This window comes from Billgrantia pellis, from assembly GCF_008297955.1.
Classification (GTDB): domain Bacteria; phylum Pseudomonadota; class Gammaproteobacteria; order Pseudomonadales; family Halomonadaceae; genus Halomonas; species Halomonas pellis.
Genome location: NZ_VTPY01000001.1, coordinates 577,082 through 598,244, shown reverse-complemented (window position 1 = coordinate 598,244; position 21,163 = coordinate 577,082). Strand labels below are relative to the sequence as shown.

General features: G+C 59.8%; 21 protein-coding genes. 11 read left to right on the top strand and 10 right to left on the bottom strand.

The genetic code is table 11. The features are described 5' to 3' along the window. Positions 1-249 precede the first annotated feature (249 nt). From F0A17_RS02865 to F0A17_RS02835, 7 genes are all read right to left on the bottom strand, one after another. The gene (locus tag F0A17_RS02865) at positions 250-1,035 is read right to left on the bottom strand and encodes a Wzz/FepE/Etk N-terminal domain-containing protein (RefSeq protein WP_149326812.1); all 786 of its coding nucleotides are present in this window, start codon (positions 1,033-1,035) and stop codon (positions 250-252) included. 80 nt (positions 1,036-1,115) lie between these two features. Further along, a complete protein-coding gene (gene cysQ / locus F0A17_RS02860) occupies positions 1,116-1,943 on the bottom strand; it encodes a 3'(2'),5'-bisphosphate nucleotidase CysQ (RefSeq protein WP_228716782.1) in 828 nt (275 codons plus the stop codon). 24 nt (positions 1,944-1,967) lie between these two features. Beyond that, a complete protein-coding gene (locus tag F0A17_RS02855; RefSeq protein ID WP_149326811.1) occupies positions 1,968-3,290 on the bottom strand; it encodes a UDP-glucose dehydrogenase family protein in 1,323 nt (440 codons plus the stop codon). A gap of 80 nt (positions 3,291-3,370) precedes the next feature. Next, positions 3,371-4,831 carry an MBL fold metallo-hydrolase RNA specificity domain-containing protein gene (locus F0A17_RS02850; protein WP_149326810.1) on the bottom strand — a complete coding sequence of 487 codons (1,461 nt, stop codon included), beginning with the start codon at positions 4,829-4,831 and terminating at the stop codon, positions 3,371-3,373. A gap of 23 nt (positions 4,832-4,854) precedes the next feature. Continuing rightward, positions 4,855-5,862, bottom strand: coding sequence for an NAD-dependent epimerase (locus F0A17_RS02845; RefSeq protein ID WP_149326809.1), 1,008 nt, complete (start codon positions 5,860-5,862; stop codon positions 4,855-4,857). A gap of 514 nt (positions 5,863-6,376) precedes the next feature. Continuing rightward, complete coding sequence (locus tag F0A17_RS02840; RefSeq protein WP_149326808.1) at positions 6,377-6,880, bottom strand: hypothetical protein; 504 nt, start codon at positions 6,878-6,880, stop codon at positions 6,377-6,379. A 24-nt stretch (positions 6,881-6,904) separates the two neighbouring features. Further along, on the bottom strand, positions 6,905-7,174 hold the full coding sequence (locus tag F0A17_RS02835) for a hypothetical protein (RefSeq protein ID WP_149326807.1): 270 nt from the start codon (positions 7,172-7,174) through the stop codon (positions 6,905-6,907). A 241-nt stretch (positions 7,175-7,415) separates the two neighbouring features. On the opposite strand from F0A17_RS02835, the gene F0A17_RS02830 reads away from it, so the two are divergent. Then, on the top strand, positions 7,416-8,378 hold the full coding sequence (locus tag F0A17_RS02830; protein WP_228716781.1) for a helix-turn-helix domain-containing protein: 963 nt from the start codon (positions 7,416-7,418) through the stop codon (positions 8,376-8,378). Positions 8,379-8,474: 96 nt separating this feature from the next. Here F0A17_RS02830 and F0A17_RS02825 read toward each other — a convergent pair whose 3' ends face one another. Then, a complete protein-coding gene (locus F0A17_RS02825; protein ID WP_149326806.1) occupies positions 8,475-8,855 on the bottom strand; it encodes a histone-like nucleoid-structuring protein, MvaT/MvaU family in 381 nt (126 codons plus the stop codon). Between the two features lie 569 nt (positions 8,856-9,424). On the opposite strand from F0A17_RS02825, the gene F0A17_RS02820 reads away from it, so the two are divergent. From F0A17_RS02820 to F0A17_RS02810, 3 genes are all read left to right on the top strand, one after another. Then, positions 9,425-10,636 (top strand): quaternary amine ABC transporter ATP-binding protein, encoded by a 1,212-nt coding sequence (locus F0A17_RS02820; RefSeq protein WP_149326805.1) that lies wholly within the window; start codon positions 9,425-9,427, stop codon positions 10,634-10,636. Further along, complete coding sequence (locus F0A17_RS02815) at positions 10,636-11,475, top strand: ABC transporter permease (protein ID WP_149326804.1); 840 nt, start codon at positions 10,636-10,638, stop codon at positions 11,473-11,475. The genes F0A17_RS02820 and F0A17_RS02815 overlap by 1 nt, the downstream gene beginning before the upstream one ends. An 86-nt stretch (positions 11,476-11,561) precedes the next feature. Next, positions 11,562-12,431 (top strand): glycine betaine ABC transporter substrate-binding protein, encoded by an 870-nt coding sequence (locus F0A17_RS02810; protein ID WP_149326803.1) that lies wholly within the window; start codon positions 11,562-11,564, stop codon positions 12,429-12,431. Between the two features lie 80 nt (positions 12,432-12,511). On the opposite strand, the gene F0A17_RS02805 is transcribed toward F0A17_RS02810, so the two are convergent. Together F0A17_RS02805 and F0A17_RS02800 are read right to left on the bottom strand one after the other, a co-directional pair. Beyond that, the gene (locus tag F0A17_RS02805) at positions 12,512-13,105 is read right to left on the bottom strand and encodes a glutathione S-transferase (RefSeq protein ID WP_149326802.1); all 594 of its coding nucleotides are present in this window, start codon (positions 13,103-13,105) and stop codon (positions 12,512-12,514) included. After that, positions 13,102-13,806: a GntR family transcriptional regulator gene (locus tag F0A17_RS02800; RefSeq protein WP_149326801.1), complete on the bottom strand. Its 705-nt coding sequence runs from the start codon at positions 13,804-13,806 to the stop codon at positions 13,102-13,104. The genes F0A17_RS02805 and F0A17_RS02800 overlap by 4 nt, the downstream gene beginning before the upstream one ends. Positions 13,807-13,970: 164 nt before the next feature. On the opposite strand from F0A17_RS02800, the gene F0A17_RS02795 reads away from it, so the two are divergent. The 7 genes from F0A17_RS02795 to F0A17_RS02765 are packed head-to-tail and all read left to right on the top strand — an operon-like array spanning position 13,971 to position 21,011. Further along, positions 13,971-14,726 (top strand): SDR family NAD(P)-dependent oxidoreductase, encoded by a 756-nt coding sequence (locus F0A17_RS02795; protein ID WP_228716780.1) that lies wholly within the window; start codon positions 13,971-13,973, stop codon positions 14,724-14,726. Next, a complete protein-coding gene (locus F0A17_RS02790) occupies positions 14,723-15,277 on the top strand; it encodes a TRAP transporter small permease (protein ID WP_149326799.1) in 555 nt (184 codons plus the stop codon). Before F0A17_RS02795 ends, F0A17_RS02790 begins: the two co-directional genes overlap by 4 nt. Next, positions 15,278-16,585, top strand: a complete 1,308-nt coding sequence (locus tag F0A17_RS02785) for a TRAP transporter large permease (RefSeq protein WP_149326798.1) — start codon at positions 15,278-15,280, stop codon at positions 16,583-16,585. It begins immediately after the preceding gene. Between the two features lie 40 nt (positions 16,586-16,625). After that, complete coding sequence (locus tag F0A17_RS02780; RefSeq protein ID WP_149326797.1) at positions 16,626-17,750, top strand: C4-dicarboxylate TRAP transporter substrate-binding protein; 1,125 nt, start codon at positions 16,626-16,628, stop codon at positions 17,748-17,750. A gap of 45 nt (positions 17,751-17,795) precedes the next feature. Next, positions 17,796-18,527: an SDR family NAD(P)-dependent oxidoreductase gene (locus F0A17_RS02775; RefSeq protein WP_149326796.1), complete on the top strand. Its 732-nt coding sequence runs from the start codon at positions 17,796-17,798 to the stop codon at positions 18,525-18,527. Beyond that, positions 18,520-19,299: an SDR family NAD(P)-dependent oxidoreductase gene (locus tag F0A17_RS02770; RefSeq protein WP_149326795.1), complete on the top strand. Its 780-nt coding sequence runs from the start codon at positions 18,520-18,522 to the stop codon at positions 19,297-19,299. Before F0A17_RS02775 ends, F0A17_RS02770 begins: the two co-directional genes overlap by 8 nt. Then, positions 19,296-21,011, top strand: coding sequence for an FAD-dependent oxidoreductase (locus F0A17_RS02765; protein ID WP_149326794.1), 1,716 nt, complete (start codon positions 19,296-19,298; stop codon positions 21,009-21,011). The genes F0A17_RS02770 and F0A17_RS02765 overlap by 4 nt, the downstream gene beginning before the upstream one ends. Positions 21,012-21,163: the final 152 nt, after the last annotated feature.

The following is a 21,163-nucleotide window of genomic DNA, read 5'->3' as shown; positions in this document are numbered from 1 at the left end:
ACTAGATTCTTTGCCCTTTGATTTCCATTCGCTTCGGTTCGAACATATTTCGCCCATCGAAGCTAACTGAGCTGGTGCCATCATGCAGTTCATGGCGTACCGGGTCAGCTCGGCGCTGCGCACGTCATCACGATTATCTTATTGAATTGGCGACTGAAGGGCGCGTAGAGCTCGCGCATCACGCCTTCAGTCTGCTTTCTCAAGTCGCCGAGGATAATGCGGTCAGAATGCTGGCAGTGTTGTTTTTCCTTACGACTCTTCCTGCAAGCTGGTTCGAACCAAACTAGCGAAATGCAGCATGAACGCCGCCATCAGCGCCAGCACGCCGCCCAGCACGATGCCTAGTGCTAGAATCAGCGTACGGCTAGTGCCTGTTGGCTCTAGACTTTGTACAGCTACCTGCGCTATCTGCCCTTCATTGAGCTGCGCTAAACGTGCTTCCAGCTCGGCAATACGGCTTACGTAAGTCGCTAGCAGCTCGCCGCTTGCTTCTCCTTGCTCCGCTGCATCCAATGCTTGTTCGGCGCTAGCCAGTTGCTGCTCCAGTCGCTCGCGGTTGCGTTCCAGCAGCATCTGTTGATCTTCCATGGTTTTTTCCAGCAAGCGCTCATGCAGCTGGCTGACCAAATCGCTATTCTCCTCGCTGGTCTCGGATTCCAGCCGAACTAACAGTGTGTCGGTGGGGTTATTGACGCTAACGTCGAAAGGTAGTCGCTCCAGTTTGGCAGTCTCTCTGAGCTCACGCACTGTTGGGCCCATGTAGAGATTCTGGATTTTGGCGATAACGGCATTGGGCGATTCGAGCCCGCTCGCCCCCCCACTCGTTGCCTGCTCGGCAACATGATAAAGGGAGGTGTACTGATAAGTACGATCCGTCAGGAAAGCATATGCCAACGCCGCCAGCACTACCAAGCCGAACGTCACGACCAGCGTCTTCCAGCGCTTGATCAGTATCTTGGTGAGGTCAATCAGTGAGATTTCGTCGTCGTTGGCATACGGCTGAGGGTCATGTGGGGATGTGCTGGGTGTCGTCATAGAAGGTACGTTCTCTCTCACTCGATTATTGGCGCTTCCTTGAACCGGGTGCGCAGTCGTTTCGTTGCCAAGAATTACCGTTAGATAGGACTCGCGCGAAGCGCGTTTCTCCAACGCTCATCGCGCTGTCCGCAAACGATGAAGAACGGGTTGAGCAGGCTGTCTTGCTGGTTGCAGCGCAGCGGCGTCAGGGTATGGGCATTCAGCACTTCGCCACCTGCCGCGGTGACCACCGCGTGCGCGGCAGCCGTGTCCCATTCACAGGTGGGCGTTAGGCGCGGGTAAAGGTCGGCCTTGCCTTCGGCCACGAGGCAGAGCTTGAGCGAGCTGCCCAGGGTCATGCGCTCATGGTGGGGCAATGCGGCGCAGAAGGCTTCGAATGCTGCCGAGCCGTGTGAGCGGCTACCCACCACATGCCAGGGCTGCCGCGCAGGATCGGGCAGCTTTCGCACGGTAATGGGATGGCTAGGGCCGTTACCTTCCTGTTTCCAGGCCCCCTGCCCCTGCTGCCCGGTCCAGGTCGTCTCCAGCACGGGGGCATGCACGATGCCGAACACGGGCACGCCCTCTTCGATCAATGCCACGTTGAGCGTGAACTCGCCGTTCTTCTTGATGAATTCCTTGGTGCCGTCCAGCGGGTCGATCAACCAGTAGCGCTGCCAGCCACGGCGCGTCTCGTAAGGGATGTCTCCCGACTCCTCCGATAGGATCGGCACGCCCGGTGCTTCCGCCTCGAGCAAGGCGACCAGCGCATGGTGAGACGCCATGTCGGCTTCGGTCAGCGGGCTCTTGTCATCCTTGGTTGCCACCGCAAAGTCTCGGGCATAGATAGCCAGCACTTGCTGCCCCACGGCGTGCACGCCTTCGATAAGGCGAGCACGCAGGGTATCGGTAACGAAAGCGGTCAAAAAGACTCCTGTAGCTTCAGCGTGTTACCGCCCAACGGAAAGATAGGTGAAGCCTTTGATGGCCATGCGCTTGGGTTCGAACATGTTGCGCCCGTCGAAAACCAGCGGTTCCGAGAGCTGCTGCTTGATCAACTCGAAGTCCGGGGCGCGGAAGCTCTGCCACTCGGTCACGATCACCAGGGCATCGGCACCGCGCAGGGCGGCCTCCTTGGTGCCGCACAGGCTCAGGTCGTCGCGGCTGCCATAGAGGCGCTGGGCCTCTTCCATGGCCTCGGGGTCGTAGGCTTGTACCTTGGCACCGGCTTCCCACAGGGCCTCCATGAGGACCCGGCTGGGGGCTTCGCGCATATCGTCGGTGTTGGGCTTGAAGGCCAGCCCCCACAGGGCGAAGGTCTTGCCGGCCAGGTGGCCCTGATAATGCCTGTCGATCTTCTGGAACAGGGTGGTCTTCTGGTCGTTGTTGCGCGCCTCTACGGCCTTGAGCACCTTGGCATCGAAGTCGATAGCGTCGGCGGCGCGAATCAGCGCCTGGACGTCCTTGGGAAAGCACGAGCCGCCGTACCCGACGCCGGGGTAGATGAAGTGATAGCCGATCCGCGGGTCGGAGCCGATGCCCTGGCGCACCATCTCGATGTCGGCGCCCAGGCGTTCGGCCAGGTTGGCCATTTCGTTCATGAAGCTGATCTTGGTGGCCAGCATGCAGTTGGCGGCGTACTTGGTCAGCTCGGCGCTGCGCACGTCCATCACGATCATCTTGTCGAACTGGCGGCTGAAGGGCGCGTAGAGCTCGCGCATCACGTCCTCGGTCTGCTTGCTCGAGGTGCCGATGATGATGCGATCGGGGCGCTGGCAGTCGCTGACGGCGCTGCCTTCCTTCAGGAATTCGGGATTGGAGACCACGTCGAAACGCAGGTCCTTGCGACCGCGGGCTTCCAGGATGGCATCGACCTTGTCGCGCACCTTGTCGGCGGTACCCACCGGTACGGTGGACTTGTCGATGATGATCTGGTCCCGTTCCATGTGCTCGGCAATGGTTTCGGCCACGGCCAGTACGTACTGCAGATCGGCACTGCCGTCTTCGTCCGGCGGGGTGCCCACGGCAATGAACTGCACCTGACCATGCTTCACGCCGGCGGCGGCATCGGAGGTGAACTCCAGCCGACCGGCAGCGTAGTTGTCCTTCACCAACGGCTCGAGCCCGGGCTCGTAGATGGGAACCTCGCCTTTCTTCAGGCGCTCGACCTTGGCGTCGTCCACGTCGACGCAAATGACGTGATGGCCCACATCCGCCAGCACGGCCCCTTGCACCAATCCCACATAGCCGGTTCCAAATACCGTAACGTTCATTGCCGTCCCTTTATTGAATGTGCGTTGGTAAACGCATCACCGATAGTAGACCGAAGCCGCTGCCAGGCGAAATGAACGACTCACGCCATCGCCTCGGCGGTGGCGTTGGCAGACTGAGGCTCCGTCATCGACCCCTCCGCCCCCAGCGTGACCGTCAGTTCATGCCCTGCCTCTTTTGCCCATTCCAGCAGCTTCCTCCTGAGCGCGGCCTGGGCCCCGGGATCGCCGTGCACCAGGCGCACTTCACGTGGCGGTTGTCGCATGCGACGCACGAAATGGAGCAGATCGTGCTGGTCGGCGTGAGCGGAGTAGCCGTTCACGGTTTCCACCTGAGCGCGTATCTCGATGCGCTGGCCATCCAGCATGACCCAGCCGCCGCGTGGCCCGTAGCGCTGGATGTCGTGGCCGGGGGTGCCGACGGCCTGGTAGCCGGTGAACAGCACGCAGTGGCGCGGGTCGCCCAACAGGCGCTTGAGATAGTTGACCACCCTGCCCCCGCTGACCATGCCGCTGGCGGCGATCACCACCGCGGGACGGCCGCTCTCGGCCAGGTAGGTCACGGTGCGCTCGTGGGCGGCGTGGTCGTCCACGGTATAGAGGTTCTCGAAGCTGAGGGGGTGGCGACCGCTGCGCAGCCGGCGATGGGCTTCGGCGTCCCACCAGGGCTTGAGATCGCGATACACCTCGGTGAAACGCGCCGCCAGGGGCGAGTCGACGATGATCTCAAGGTCGCGCCAGCGCGCATCGCTGGCGCGGTGTATGAGTCCTTCCAGCTCGTAGAGCAGTTCCTGGGTGCGGCCGATACTGAACGCCGGCACGACCACGGTGCCGCCATTCGCGAGCGCTCGGTCTATCGCGTCCTTCAGCCGGCCGCGGCGGTGTCGGCGGTCTTCATGCAGCCGGTCGCCGTAGGTGGCTTCCAACACCAGCACATCGGCACGGTACGGTGGTGTCGGCGCGGGCAGCAGCGGCGCATGGGGCGCCCCCAAATCGCCGGAGAATACCGTACGCTGACGGTGACCGGTGGTTCTGTCGTACGTGTCCACCTCGACATAGGCGGAACCGAGAATATGCCCGGCGCGCTGTAACCTGATGCGGATGCGGTGGCGCTCGTCGTCGATCAGGGGATGCCAGGCACGATAATCCAGCGCGACCAGGCGCGATTCGACTTCGGCCAGAAAGCGCTCGATCAGCGCTCGGTCGCGAGTGAACCCGACCTTGAGCGCATCCTCGATCACGAGAGGCAACAGGCGCCGTGAGGGTATCGAACAGAGAATCGGGCCGCGATAGCCGGCCGCCAGGAGATGCGGCAAGCGCCCGATATGATCGATATGGACATGGGTGACCACCAGCGCCAGCACGTCGTCGATCGGGAAACGAACCCGATGCTGCTCGAGACTGTCCGGGTGATCGGCATCCTGCCCCTGGAACAGTCCGCAATCGACAAGCAGCGCGCGGTCCGCGGCGACCTGCAAGCGATGGCAACTGCCAGTGACACCGACGGCGGCGCCGTGGTGGAAAATCCGCGGAGTGTCGTCCATGTCGTGCCGCCCGAGTCTCGTCGTTAAACCTTGTAGAAACCGCGATACCACTCGACGAAGCGATGCACACCTTCTTCCACGTGCACCTTGGGCCGGTAGCCGGTGGCCTGCAGCAACGCTTCGGTATCGGCCCAGGTGCGCGGCACGTCGCCGGGCTGCATGGGCAGGTAGTCGCATATGGCTTCCCGCCCGGTAGCGGCCTCCAGCGCGCGGATGAACGCCATCAGCGACACCGGCGCCCCATAACCGATGTTGTACAGCGAGTAAGGCGCGGTACTTTGATCCGGCCTGGCGGTAGCGGCGTGCCGGTCGGGGTTGGGCTGGGGAATGACATCGAGTATGCGCACGACGCCTTCGACGATGTCATCGATGTACGTGAAATCACGCGACATGTCGCCGTGGTTGTAGACCTGTATCGGCTTGCCTTCGAACATCGCCTTGACGAACTTGAAGATCGCCATGTCCGGCCGACCCCATGGGCCGTACACCGTAAAGAAACGCAGCCCCGTCATGGGAATCCCGTAAAGGTGCGCATAGGTATGGCTCATCAGCTCGTTGGCCTTCTTGGTGGCGGCATACAGGCTGACGGGATGATCGACACTGTCGGCGGTGTCGAATGGCGTCTTGGCGTTCATACCGTAGACCGAGCTCGACGACGCGTAGACGAGATGCCCCACCTTGTGCAGGCGGCAACCTTCCAGCACGTTGAGGTGACCGATCAGGTTCGAGTCGGCATAAAGGTGAGGGTTCTCGAGCGAATAGCGCACGCCGGCCTGGGCGGCCAGGTGAATCACTCGGTCAAAGCCGTTTTCCCGAAACAGCGCCGCCACGGCTTCGCGATCCGCCAGTTCCATATGAATGAACTGAATGTCGCGGCATTCGGCCAGGTCGTTGAGCCGCGCCTGCTTCAAGCTCACATCGTAATAGGTATTGAGGTTGTCGATGCCGACGATCTCATGGCCCCGCCCGCTGAGGCGCCGCGCGACGGCGTGGCCAATGAATCCGGCAATGCCGGTAACGAGTATCTTCACGCTAGCCCCTGCCCCGTCTCCATATCCCTATGCCTCCCGCTCCATGACCTGTGCATCCAGACAGCGTCGTCAGTTACACAAAGATTCATTAGGTTTCCAGTTTTCACAAAATTCGGAGTCACTGCGAGATGATTCGTCTCATGCCGAGGGTATGGCCCCGTCTCACCCAGCTTTCCAGGCACGCTACCGCCCAGGGATTGTTCCGGGCAGTTCCCTTGCCCTGAGATGTTGGCGATACCGGAAACGGTCAGGAGCCCTACAAACGAACAGGGACGGATCCGGGCCGACAGAATGCCTTGGCGGTTCGGATCTCGGTCTGCCGGTGGACAGGGGCTCGACGGTTTCCTCTTCAGGGTATCGTTATCGGAATGGGGCAATTCTACGGGACTCTCGCAACTCGCTCTACCGCCTTGTGACCCCAAATGGGCCTGATGGCTCAGTCAGTTGACCTGCCTTTTACGAATTCATGACGAAAAGCATCCGAAAGGATGAGCGGCAGGACGACTACGCTGGCTCAACGACAGCGCCAGGCAGCGAGACGATGAAGCAGCGCAACGACGATGAGGCCGGCCGAGAGCCAGCCGAGGCCAACCAGCAGATCATGAAACCCGTCCGGGGCGGCATAGGGCGGGCGAAAGCTCATGCCGTGGGCGGCGAGCCGTGCCACCAGATAGGTCAGCGCCGCGACGATCGCCAAGGGCATGCTGGCGCGCCACTCCGCCAGGCGACGAGTGAGGCGCCAGGGGTGACGAGGCGGCTCGGTAGCCTTGCTGGCGGCAGCCCTGCCGCTGGCCGCCTTGCCGGCTGCCCTGTTGTTGTCCGCCTTGCGCGGAGCCGGCTTGCGGGTCGTTCGCTTCGCGGTTTTTTTGGTCGCTCTGCCTGGCGCTCCGCCACGCCTCATCGGCAGGCCCACAGCCAGCCAGCGCAGCATGGCGGACAACGCCCATGCAACGGTGAACAGCACGGACAGCACCAGGCTGCCCATCACCAGGAAATAGGTCATGTGCAGGTCAGCCATGAACGCATCAACGATGTGCCTGGGTCAGGCAATGTGTCCGAGCGACCGCATGGTCCGAAGCAGGTGCGCCACGCTCTCCGTGGGTTGCGCGTATTCCTTCATCAGCGATTCGAGCCGCTGCCGGAAGGCTTGCTCGCGCTGTTGCTGCTCTTCGGCTTCCCGCTCGGCCAGGCTACGGACGGGCGGGCCGGTGGGAATGTTCAGCCGGGAATTGGGCTTTTCCAGCTCACGAAGCGCCTGAGCGAAGGCGTCGTCGAGTTCACGAAACTTACGCAGCTTTTCGCGCTCGTCCATGGATCGGTTGGGCTTCTGGTTTCTCATTGGTATCCGTATTGGCTCAAGTACCGGTTGGCACTCGATTCGGGTCGATCGAGTATACCGTCAAAAAAATGCGCAGCGAAGAGGTCACAGCGAACCGAAATCGCTTCGATGATAACCGGGGTTATCGACAGACCGGTTCATCGCTCAAAAATATGCACAAACGGTCAATGGGTGTTACCGAACTTGCCTTCGGCTCTCACCACAGCGCATAAAGGTGCGCATAACCAAAAATCATAATGGGCTTTATGCTTTATACGCATCGCCCGCGAGGCTCCTTCGAGGCGTCCGAAAAAAGGGAAGCAACGGTTGCCCCGGCAATGGTTGCCCAACAATGCAAGGGACAGGGACTATACGAATGTTCAACGAGATGATGCGGGCCGAGATCTGGCTGCAAGATCATGTGGAAAGCCAGCAGGGAATCGAGGACCTCGCCAGCCGACTCGGATATTCGACCTCTCAGGTTCGGCGCAGGTTCAAGCAGTGCTTCGGGCTCTCGCCCAGCGCTTACCGCGATATCCTGCGACTGGAAAAGGCAGCACGACTCCTTATTTTCACCCCATACCCCATTCAAACCATCGCGGCTCGCTGTGGTTATCAGAATCATTCCGCTTTCAGCCGGGCCTTTCTAAGGTACCACAACCTGACGCCACGCCAATATCGTCAGGAACAGCGGATCCGGCTTTATCGCCACCCCTACCGACAGGAACATAGTGGCGATCCGCCATCGTTCGAGATTTGCAAGCTGCCTTCACGTCAAGCGCTGGTGACTCGCCTTTACCAGCATGAACGCGAGAGCCACCTGGACAATCTGCGTAAGCTTTCGCAAAACATCCGCGGGGCCAATGCATTGCCGGAGCGTTTGCGGCAAGGTCCGGGCATCGCCCTGATACATCATCTGCCCCTCGATAGCAAGGTGGAACGCATTGACCTGGGGCCGTTGATCGATGAAGCCTCGACCGCCGGCGTTGCCATACCGGTGTCGTTTCGGCTGCTGGAACTACCGGCGCAGCGCCATGCCTGCGTGCCGATCGAAAGCTTGGATGACATTCCTGCCGTGGTTCAGTACCTGGTCAGCGAAGGGCTCCCCAAGAAACGTTGCTTTGCCAGCGGCGAGGCCATTCGCGTCGAATGGAACGACAGCGATATGACGATGCAGCTTCCCATTCACCGGGAGTGATCGCAGGAAGGATCGTTTAAGACGAGCGTATGACCCCGATAGCGGAACCATGCGTTCACCGTAGCCGGGCCCGATCGGCCCGGCACTCATTTGGCATTACGACTCAACGCGGACCAGCCATCCTTCCACGGTGTCGGCGCCATGTTCGTCCTTCCAGGCTTTCAGCGTTTTCTGGTTGCCACCGCGAGTCTCGACGACTTCACCGGTCTTCGGGTTCTTGTAGATTTTCAACTTACGCTTGCGACGGCCACCGCCACTACTGGCCGGTGCCTTGGTGCTAGCGCTCTTGCCGCCCTGCGGCTCCAGCAGATTGATGACATCGGCTGAGCTCTTGTTAAACTCGCGCATCAGCGATTCGAGCTTGCTTTTGAACTCGAGCTCGGCTTTCAGGCGCTCGTCGTTCTGGAGACGCTCCATTTCGGCCTGAAGCTGCTTGAGCTGCTGCTCTTTCTGCATGAATTCACTGAGTAGAGACATTGCGTATTCCTTGCTTTGGGGATTTCACGGGATGCGGCACAATAAATACATCAAGACAGAGTGAATGACAATACTCTCTTTATTTTTTTAGCCGCTGGAAGTGTCATCGTCAAACAAACAAAGCGGTTCTTGCCCGATACGGAAAGCGCCGCTCCCTACACGGAAAGCACCGGTTGAAATAGCACCGAAGCCAAGCGCGTCATGAGAGCGGCAAAATGTCGCCGGGGCAGGTTCATGAACCCACCGCCGGCGTGTGCGGAAACTCTTTTAAGAGGCCGTGAGAGAGGCCGTGAACGCCTCGCCTGTTTCGCCTCTCGGGTACTTTCGCATCGCGGGGTAGATGAGCCTACGCCCTGCTCGCCGTTGATTCATTAACATGGGTTCGTGAAGCGCGACGGGCGAATCGTCAATGGCTAAGCGAGTCAGTCGAATTTGAAACTTTATGTTACAGCCGTTAGGGTTATCGGCTTTGTCAGTCAAGGAAAGCGGCATAGTTGGCTGGCGGCAAGCAGAGCGTAAGCCGATACGGCCGAGGCTTATTGACCATGCGCCTGACAGAAGGCAATACGATGAACGAAAACCGAAACGTCAAGATACGTGTGCGACAGTTGAGCAAGGTTTTCGGCAATCAGCCGAAGAAGGCGCTCGAACTACGCGACCAAGGGCTGAAACGCCCCGAGATACTCGAAGCGTCGGGACAAACGTTGGGGCTTTCCCATATCAACTTCGACGTCTTTGAAGGTGAGCTTCTGGTTATCATGGGACTGTCCGGTTCGGGCAAGTCCACGCTTATTCGCTGCTTGAACCGTCTCATCGAGCCTACCGAGGGCGACATCGTCATCGATGGCGAAAACATCTCCGAGCTCGGCGACAAGGCGTTGCTGGAGTGCCGCCGTCGCCATTTTTCGATGGTGTTCCAGAACTTCGCCCTCTTCCCCCATCGCACCGTGCTGCAGAATGCCGAGTTCGGCCTGGAGATTCGTGGCGTGGACAAGGCCGAGCGCACCGACACCGCACGCAACGCGCTCAAGCAGGTGGGGCTCGACGGCTGGGAAGACGCCTACCCCAACCAGCTTTCCGGCGGCATGCAGCAGCGCGTTGGGCTGGCCCGGGCACTTGCCAACGATGCCACCGTGCTGCTGATGGACGAGGCCTTCTCTGCCCTCGATCCATTGATTCGCGGCGATATGCAGCAGGAACTGTTGGAACTGCAGCACCGCATGCAGAAGACCACGGTGTTCATTACCCACGACCTCGACGAGGCACTGACCATCGGCGACCGTATCGTCCTGCTCAAGGATGGCGAGATCGTGCAGATCGGCACGCCGGAGGAAATTCTCACCCGACCTGCCGACGACTATGTGCGACGCTTCATCGAGGGAGTCGACCGGTCGCGCATCCTTACCGCCGAGAGCGCCATGCGCAAGGTACGTGCCACCGTACGTGACACCGACGGCCCGCGTACCGCCCTTCGCAAGATGCGCGAGCATGGCATCGATTCGATCTACGTGACCCGCCGCGATCGCAGCCTGATGGGCCTGCTCGAGGCCGACGCTGCCGAAAGCCTGGTCAAGGAAGGTAAGGAGAGCATTGCCGAGGCCCTGACCCAGGACTTCCGTACCGTAGGGCCGGACGAGCCGATGCATCATCTCTTCGCCATGTTCACCGCGAAGCGTTTCCCCATCGCCGTGGTGGATGAACGGAAACGGCTACTGGGCGTGGTGGTAAAGGGCGCGGTGCTCGACGAGTTGGCCCAGGCGGCTAAGGAAGGAGGCAACTAATGGCATTCGACATTCCCCGTATACCGCTGGGCCGGTGGATCGAAGGCGGCCTGGACTGGCTGACCAGCGAATACTCGATGGTGACCCGAGCCATCTCCCGGGTGACCCAGAGCGGCATCGCCTGGCTCAACGATATGTTGATGTGGCTGCCGGAGTGGGCGCTGCTGGCCGTCATCGCCGGGCTGTGCTGGAAACTGGCTAACCTGCGGTTGGCCATCGGCGCCGTGGCCGGGCTGGCGCTGATCTGGAACATGGGCCTGTGGGAACCGATGATCGAGACCCTGACCCTGGTGGTCATCGCCACCTTGGTGGCAGTGGTCATCGCTCTGCCCGTGGGTATCGCCGCGGCGCTCTCCGAGCGGCTCTACCGCGCCATGATGCCGGTATTGGACTTCATGCAGACCATGCCGGCCTTCGTCTACCTGATTCCGGCGATTCCCTTCTTCGGTATCGGCTCGGTGTCGGCGATCTTCGCCACCGTGATCTTCTCGATGCCTCCTGCGATTCGCTTCACCACCCTGGGCATTCGCCAAGTACCGGTGGAGCTGATCGAAGCGGCCGACGCCTATGGCGCCACCCGCGGCCAGAAGCTGTTCAAGGTACAGCTGCCGCTGTCGCTGCCTACGGTCATGGCGGGCATCAACCAAACCATCATGCTCGCGCTGTCGATGGTGGTGATCGCCGCCATGATCGGCGCCGACGGACTGGGCAGCGAAGTGTGGCGAGCCATTCAGCGCCTGCGCCCGGGTGACGGCTTCGAGGCGGGTATCGCCGTGGTGATCCTGGCCATGCTGCTGGATCGCCTGACGCAGTCGCTGCGCAAGTCGCGCAAGCGCTGAGCGGGGCCTTCCTTGCATCCCAGGCGATGAAAGGTCAGGCTAGTCAATGTAAAGCAAAGTAAACTGAAGCAAACGGAGGGAAACACATGACTAAGAGTCTTCTATCGCGTCATATGCGGATTGCGGGGCTGGCCTTGGCGGCCGGCGCCGGCTTGACCGCAGGTGTTGCCCAGGCCCAGGACAAGGGCACTGTTCACTTGGCCTACGTGGAATGGTCATCCGAGGTGGCTTCCACCAACGTGGTGCGTGCCGTGCTCGAGCAGGCGGGCTTCGACGTCGACATGACGTCGCTCTCCGCCGCCGCCATGTGGCAGGCCGTGGCCTCCGGCGATGCCGACGCCATCGTGGCGGCCTGGCTGCCGACCACGCACGAAGAGTACCTGGAGCGGGTCGGCGATGACGTCGAGGATCTCGGCCCCAACCTGGACGGCACCAAGCTGGGCCTGGTGGTACCGACCTACACCGAGGTCGACAGCATCGCCGAACTCAACGACCACGCCGATACCTTCAACGGCGAAATCATCGGTATCGACCCCGGCGCCGGCCTGATGGGCCTGACCGAAGAAGTGGTCGATACGTATGATCTCGATCTGAATCTTCGCAGCGGCAGCGACGCGACCATGGTCGCCGCCCTGTCCAACGCCATCTCCAACGAAGAGGACATCGTGGTGACCAGTTGGACACCGCACTGGATGTTCGCCCGCTGGGACCTCAAGTACCTCGAGGACCCCGAGAACGTCTACGGCGGTGCCGAGCAGATCCACACAGTGGTGCGCCAAGGCTTCGCAGAGGATATGCCCGAAGCCCATGCCATTCTGGATGCGTTCGAGTGGACGCCCGAGCAGATGGGCGAAGTCATGCTGATGAACCAGGAAGAAGGCGCCGACCCGTACGAGAACGCCAAGCAGTGGGTCGAAGAGAACCAGGATGTCGTGGAAAACTGGCTCAACGGCTGAGGCATGTTTCCAACGTAATGACTAAGCCCGGCCCTTATGAATGGCGCCGGGCTTTTTAGGATGTCGGATCGCGAAATATCTCAACCGTTTGGCTGAGTCATCTGAAAGGAAGCTCTTTGCGAGAACGCTTCATACCAACGCGTCAGCTGCGGGCGAGAAGTACGCCATGGGTAATCAGGGAAGCGAAAGTCAAGGTAAGCTACCGCACAGCCGATAGCGATACTTCCAGCATTCACGTCTTTGAGCGATTCGGCTTCTGTTTCCATGGTATCCAGCGAACTGGCGATCTTGTCCATTTGCCCTTGGAGCCACTCTGGCCAGCGCATTTCTTCGGGTCGCATGACGGTTTCATAGCGAGCAAGCAGCGCTGCATCCAGCAAGCCATCGGCCAAGGCCTCTTGCCGCACAATATCCCAGTTTCCTTCGGGATACATTTTAGGCCCGGCGTGCTGGGCATCCAGCCAGCGGCAGATGACGCGACTGTCATACAGAGCGGAGCCATCCGGCAGGATGGCGGTTGGCACCTTGCCAGTTGGGTTATGATCCACGATCTTTTGATCGCGATTGATCGGGCTGGCAGCGCTATCTAGCTTATCGACCTCCTGGCCGGTCTCGTGTGCCATCACCATGACTTTCCTGACATAGGGTGAGGCAGGCGAGTAAAACAGCTTCATGCGATATTCCTTCTATGCTTGGAAAAACCGGTCGTGATACGACCATCCTCGATGCATTTCGCTACGTAATCCCCTGCAAAATTGATATGTTCGCGAAGCAGATAATCGGCACGCGCCACATCCCGTCTTGAAATCGCATCCACCAAGCGGTGGTGGTCATCGTGGGATCGAACCATGATGGAATAGTCTTGCCAGACGATCATGCGATTGGAAGCGAAGGGAATCAGCTGAGTGTGGCGTACGAGTTCCTCTACCCAACTGTTCCGGGCCTCTTCGATGATTCGTTGGTGGAAGTTGACGTTCATGGTGCGATAGTCGTCCAGGTCATCGGGATCCAAGCGCCCCTTGGCAAGGGCGGTATCTCCGATGGTCAGCAGTGAGGCCAAATCCTGCAAAGCATCGTCGGACATTCCCTGGCGAGCCACAGTGGCCGCAGCCAATCCCTCCAACACTGCACGCGCTGCGAAACCATCGATGATGTCCTTGCGCTTGAAGGCACGCACGGTGTAGCCACGGTTCGGTTCGTACTGCAGGAGCCCTTCTTGCGCCAGATTGGCCAAGGCCGTTCTCAGTGGAGTCCGAGAGACACCCAAAGCCTGCGCCAGCCGCTGCTGTTGCAGCTTCTCTCCCGGATGGATCTGCCCGGACATGATGTGTTCACGCAGCACCGTCGTGACTTCCACTGTGCTTGTTGTAGACACCTCTACTTCCTCCTAGAAACGGCTGTCTCCATCCTTGCACACTTCTTGGCCTATCTCAAGATTGCATCCAATCCTTTGGTATAACCTGCCAAAACCTTGACAATTATGACCAACAACACTCAGATTGGATGCAAAACTACTACAGCATCCCCAAGGAGACGAGTGTGAGTAAACGGGTATTGGTCACCGGCGGTGCCCGCGGGATCGGACGCATCATCGCGACTCGACTGGCACGAGAGGGCTGGAGTGTCGTCGTAGCGGACCTGGATGCCGAGGGAGCATCCGAATCGGCATCAGAGCTGCCTGGCAGCCAGCACGAAGGACTTCAAGTCGACATCTCGGATGAGCAGCAGGTAAGCGAGCTGTTTGATGAGGCAGAACGTCAAGCACCGCTCAATGCCCTCGTCTGTAATGCCGGGTTGCTGATTCTGAGGAAAGATGGCAATCGCTCACCGATCACCGAGATGCCCCTCGCAGAGTTTCAGAAAACCAGCGAAGTCAACCTGACCGGCACCTTCCTGACCATTAGGGAATTTTTGCGACGCAGGCAACGAGCCGGCGCCGAAAGTGGCCGCATTGTGACCTTTTCTTCCTCAGCGGCACAGTTAGGCGGCTATCGTAGTTCTGCCGCTTATATTGCAGCCAAATCCGGCATTCTTGGCTTGACCAAGGCCGCCGCTCGCGAAGCTGCATCGATGGGTATCACGGTTAACGCCGTAGCGCCAGGCTCCATTGATGCCCCCATGCTGCGACTTTCTCTCAAGGAGGGTGACGAGAGGCAAGCGGCGAGCGGCATTCCCCTCGGACGTTTGGGCACTCCCGAGGACGTAGCGGGTGCCGTGGCTTTCCTGGTCTCGGAAGATGCCGCTTATATCACCGGCGCCGTCATCGATATCAACGGCGGGGTCAGGATGCAATGAGCCGGCAAGCCATCAATTTCCACGAAAAGCTGGAACTTCCGTTTCGCTGGGGGGCGCGGTGCCTGATCGCCATCGCCGTACTCAACCTCGCCGCCATGATGTTACACGTCTGTGCTGACGTCATCATGAAATATGTATTCAACAGCCCAATACCGGGCACTGCGGAAATCGTCGCCTACTACTATATCGTGGCCGCCGTCTTCCTTCCCCTGCCACTGGTGGAGCTGGGTAACAAGTCGATATCTGTCGACCTGTTCTGGAACAATTTTCATGCATGGATACAGCGTAGCTCGGCATTCCTCGCCTACGGTGCCCAAGTCGCCTTCTTCACGATTCTTGCCCTGCGGACCGGCGAAGATGCTCTCAGGTCGTTAGCTCGCAACGAGCTAGTCGAGGGAATCATCCCGGTCTTGATCTGGCCGGGGCGCTTTTTTTTACCCGCTGCCTTCTGGCTCGCCACCTTCGTTTCCGTACTGCGCATGGCCCAGGTGGCCTGCTCTCCTCATTGGCGGGAACTGACCTCTCATCGCGGCAATGAGGAGGCGAAATAGATGGATCGTCTTGATATCGGCATCGTCGGCATAATTTCCGCTCTCTTTTTGATAGGCATCCGGGTACCTGTAGGTGTGGTGCTGGGGCTGGTCTCGTTTGCGGGGATCGCAGCCATCCTCAATACTGGCGCCGCCTGGGGCATTCTTACTGCCATCCCGTACAGCTTCATCACTAACTGGAGCCTGTCGGCCATCCCAATGTTCATGCTGATGGGCTATATTGCCAGCCAAGCGGGACTGACCCGCGGCTTGTTCTCTTCCATGCGCATGTTCATGGGCCACGTGCCGGGCGGGCTGGCCTCGGCTACCGTTATCTCCTCAGCGCTGTTCGCCTCTGCTTCGGGCTCATCCACCGCCACCTCAGCCGCCTTCAGCCGCATTGCGGTACCCGAAATGCTGCGCGTCAACTACCAGGGCTCCCTGGCCACCGGCACCGTGGCCGCCTCGGGTACCCTGGGTTCGTTGATCCCCCCTTCCATTCTGTTGATCCTGTTCGGTGTCTTCACCGAGACGTCGATAAGTGCATTGTTCGTGGCCGGACTGATTCCAGGCGTGCTCTCAGCGGCGATCTATATCGGCATGATCACCTTGCGCTGTCGCCTCAATCCCTCTCTGGCTCCCACCAGTGACACGCAACACAGCCGCGCGGAAAAATTGGCGGCGCTGAAGAACACTTGGCCGCTTCCCGTACTGATCCTAGGCGTACTGGGCGGCATTTTCCTGGGTATCTTCTCACCCACCGAGGCGGGGGCCGTTGGCGCGGTCCTGGCCCTGGTGTTAGCCATGGTTCGCGGCACCTTCAACACTAGCGCGCTGGTCCGTGCCTTGGTGGAAACCGTCGAAGGCACCTGCACGATATTCATCATCGCCATCGGCGCCTCCATGTTCTCTTCGTTCATGGGGCTTTCCACCCTACCCAATACCATGAGCTCAGGTCTCATCTTATGGGTTGACAATATCTATGTGCTTATTCTGCTCATTGCACTGCTGTTCATTGCCTTAGGTATGTTCGTCGATAGCATTTCCTTGCTGCTGCTGACGATGCCGATCCTCGACCCCATCCTGCGCTCGCTGGGGGTCGATTTCGTGTGGTTCGGCATCATCGCTATCAAGATGTTGGAGATAGGCATGATTACCCCACCTGTGGGGCTCAATGTCTACGTCATGAAAAGCTCGCTTGGCGATCGTGTACCGCTGGGCGAGATGTTCAAAGGGGCTGCGTGGTTCATCCTGATGGACCTGCTGACCCTCGCCATATTGGTGGCCTTCCCGGTCATCACCCTGCTCCTCCCCCGGCTCATGCTGTGAGCCATCCCCCCACCCTGGTGACACGCCACAGGAGTTGAAAGTGAAGACAACAAGCAAAGCCCTCGCTGTCAGCGCCATGCTCGCTATTCCCACGCTGGCCAGCGCCCAGTACATCGCAAACGTCGGCTGGGCGCCGACGCATATCATTACCAAGAATGCCTACCTGGACATGGCCGAAAGCCTGAAAGAAGCCTCCGGCGGCGATCTGATGCTGGAGGTCTATACCGGCGGTAGCCTGATCGACGTGCGCAGTACCCTGCAAGGCGTTAGCAATGGGATCGCCCAAGTCGGCTTCGTCACAGGCGCCTACTTGCCCTCGGACCTGCCGCTGAACAATGTCATCGCCGATATGGCCTTCGTGGCCGACGACCCTACTGCCGCCGCTCTCGCTTTTACCGAGGTCAACTTCACTGAGCCGAAGCTGCGCGATGAATGGCAGGACAATGGCGTCCTCTTCGGCGGTGGCTACTCCACTCCGGTGTACAAGTTTATCTGCAACACGCCGGTGGAGACGCCCGATGACCTGAAAGGCTTGAAGATTCGCACGGCAGGGGCCTCGCATATCCGCTGGGTCGAGCACATGGGCGCTGTGCCTGTCTCGGTCCCCTTCTCCGAGGTCTATACCGGCCTGCAGCTTGGTTCGATCGACTGCGCCATGGCCGATACGACCTCACTGGTTTCGGGCTTCCGTATCGCCGAAGTGGCCAAGCATGTCACAGAGCTGCCCATGGGAACGCACACCTCCGGTGCGACTTGGGTCATGAACCCCGGTTTCTGGCAGGGCCTCTCGGCAGAGCAGAAGTCGGTGTTATTCGACGAGTTCGCCCAGGCTATCGCGCGCATGCAGGTTGATTACGAGCAACAGGCCGATAGGAATCTGGAGCTGGGCATCAATGAGCACGGTGTCGAACTGGTCGAACCTTCCGACGAGCTCCAGCAAGCCTTGGCGGCATTCAACGAGGCGTACATTAACACCTTGGCTGATGTTTCCATGGAGAACCGTGGCGTTAACGATCCCACCGATATCATCGATGCCTACCTAGCCGCCGAGGCGCGCTGGAAAGAGCGCCTGGCCGAGGTGGATCGCCACGATACCGAAGCGATTGCCAGCCTGCTAAAAGAGGCTGTCTACGATCAGTTGGATCTTGCCTCCTACGGTCTGTAATCGGGAAGCGCCGGGGCATGCCCCCGGCCTATCAGGGAGTACTTCATGACAAGCCAGAAACAAAAGGCTCTCGTTACCGGGGCAGCGGGCGGTATGGGACAAGCGATCGCTAGGCGCCTGGTCGAAGATGGTTTCGATGTTTTCATTACGGACATCAATGCCGACGCACTGGAGGCCGCTGCCGCCGATATTGGGCACGGCGTCGAGACGATGGCCTGCGATCTAGGCGACCCGGTGCAACGCGAGCACCTGCTAGAACGCACCGGATCGCTGTTTGCGCTGGTTAATAATGCCGGAATCTTTTCCACCCGTGACGCAGACGAGCTAAACGGCGCTGACTTCTTGCGTATGTATGAAATCAATACGGTCGCCGCTTTTGAATTGGCAAAGCTGGCTGCAGTAAGCATGCGCCCCCTTGGTGGCGGACGTATCGTTAACATCAGTTCCCGTTCCTTCCTCGGCGCCGTCAAAGTGGCCCACTACGCCGCCTCCAAGGGCGCCTTGAGCACCTTGACGAAGTGCCTGGCCCTGGAATGGGCTGCCGACAATATTCTGGTCAACGCCGTGGCCCCCGGGGTGATCGAGACGCCCATCCTACAGGGGTGGAATGACGAAGAGCGGGCACGCCTCGCCTCCTACCAACCGCTGGGCCGCATCGGTCGTCCTGAGGACATCGCAAACGTGGTCTCGATGTTGGCCTCGCCCGCAACGGATTACCTCACCGGCCAGGTCATCGTTGTCGACGGCGGGCGTTCGGTAGGAGGTGGCAATGTCTGATCGATTGGAAGGCGTGGCGGTCGTCACCGGGGCAGCCTCGGGGATTGGTCTCGCCACGGCATTGCTGCTGGCCGAACGAGGCGCACAAGTGATAGCCGTGGATATCGATCGCCAAGCGCTCGATGCCTTGGCAAGCGAGACGGGAGGGTGCCTGGCCGCCACGTTGGCTTGCGACATTTCGGACCCACAGGCACCGGCACAGATCGCAGACGCGGTGCGCTCGTTGGGTGCCCCCTGGCGAATACTGGTCAACAATGCGGGTATTGCGGGTGCGCCTCCGCTAGTCGACACCAGCGATGCCGATTTTGAACGCTTTATCGGCATCAACGTAGCTTCGATCTTTAGGCTCTGTCGCACTGCCCTTCCGCTGATGGCCGACCAAGGCGGTGGCTGCGTCGTCAACCTGTCTTCAGTATTCGGCCTGACCGGCGTGGGTGGCACTACGATCTATTCGCTGACCAAAGGGGCGGTGGCAACCATGACCACCCAATTGGCCTGTGAATGGGGCCGCGATGGCGTTCGCATCAATGCGGTGGCGCCGGGACTGATCGACACCCCGCTTACCTCCGCTCGCATCCGCGAAGGGGCATGGACCCAGCGCCGCATGCTGGAGGAGACACCGCTCGGCCGCGCCGGCACCCCGAATGACGTGGCCGAAGCCATCGCTTTCCTGGCTTCGCCACGAGCCGCTTTCATCTCTGGCGAGGTGCTCAAGGTGGATGGTGGTTGGTTATCGGGACGACTTGGCCCGAAGCCACGGGAGGCCTCATGAACCTGCCAAACGAAGCGGATGTGATAGTGGTAGGCTCCGGTGCAGCGGGCATGTGTGCCGCCATTACCCTGAAGAAGGGTGGGCTGGAACCGGTCATTCTCGAAAAAACGCAATTCTTCGGCGGCTCCACTGCGGTGTCGGGGGGCGCTGTCTGGGTGCCGGGTAGCCACCTCGGACAAGCGACCGGCAATAAAGACTCGCGCGAAGCGGCCATGGCCTATCTGGAAGCCGAGGTAGGCGACCTCTTGCGACGCGACATGGCCGAGGCCTTCCTTGAGCAAGGTCCGCGAGCGATACGTTTTCTCGAGTCTGAGACTGAGGTCAAGTTTGCTGCTCGTGCCGTAGGGCCTGATTATCACCCCGAACAGCCCGGTGCCTCCCTTGGCGGCCGTGTGATGGACCCGCTGGATTTCGATGCCCGCCGACTCGGGCCGGCACTCAAGCGACTGCGCTATCCCATTCCTGAATTCACCGTTCTCAACGGAATGATGGTGGGACGCACCGACTTGGGCAAATTACCGCGAGCACTGAAGGATCCCCGCGCTTTCCTTTATGCCAGTAAGGTCGTCACCCGCCATCTGCTGGACTTGGTGCGCTATCGTCGCGGTACGCGCTCCGTACTGGGCAATGCCTTGGCAGCAAGGCTGGGCAAAACGATTCAAGACCTCCAGGTGCCGATTCTCTACGGAACGGCGCTCGAAGCGCTAGTGCATGACGAGCAGGGTCGCGTGACTGGAGTGGAGGTCTTGCAAGGGAAGAAGACGCACACCATCCGAGCGCGACATGGCGTCTTGCTCAGCTCAGGCGGCTTTCCTCATGACGCGGAACGCCGTAAACGAATCATGCCACATGCTCGGGATCGGCATTGGTCAATGTCCCCAACGGAAAACACCGGCGATAGTTTGCGAGCGGCTGAGAAGGTCGGCGCCCAGATCGGGCAGAGCAACCGCCACCCTGCCTTCTGGTCACCGGTATCACGGTTAACCCGGACGGACGGAAACACCGTCGCCTTCCCTCATTTGTTTCTGGACCGCGCAAAGCCGGGACTGATTGCCATTGACGACAGTGGCCATAGATTCGTCAACGAGAGCGCTTCCTACCACGATTTCGTGGCAGCCATGCTTGAGAGGATGGAAGCCGGCCGAAAGCGATTCTGGCTGATCGCAGACCACACATTTCTGCGTCGCTATGGCGTGGGTGTCGTGCGCCCCTTCCCTGGCCGAATCGCACCATTCGTCCGCAACGGTTACCTGAAACGTGCCGCTGATACAATGAATCTGGCCCGCTTGCTCAACGTGCCAGAGCAGGCCCTGGCGCAGACCTTGGCACAATACAACCAGGACGCCGAGAAGGGAGAGGATAACGCCTTTGGTAAGGGGGGGAACGCCTACAACCGGTACTTGGGCGATCCGGCCAACCGGCCCAACCCTTGCTTGCGTCCCATCACGGTTGCTCCCTTTTATGCTGTTGAAGTGCACCCTGGAGATATTGGCACTTCCTCTGGGCTGGTCACCGACCCGAAAGCCAGAGTGCTGAATGAACAACAGCAGCACATTCCTGGGCTTTGGGCCGCAGGAAACGATATGAACTCCATCATGGGAGGGAGTTATCCTGGCCCAGGGATCACCCTAGGCCCTGCATTAACCTTCGGCTGGATAGCAGCCAACGCAATATTAGAGGAGGCAGGAATGCCGGCACTCAACGATCAGTAAATATGATTGGCGCTCCGAGCCCATGCTTCCAAGACGCCTTGGCAATGCATGGGCAAGGTATTCCCTTTTTGCGGAGCCGTAAAAATAGGATGACTTCGACCCAGGGCTATAACTCGAATGCATTCAGGGCTTAATGATCGTGGCAAAGCTGG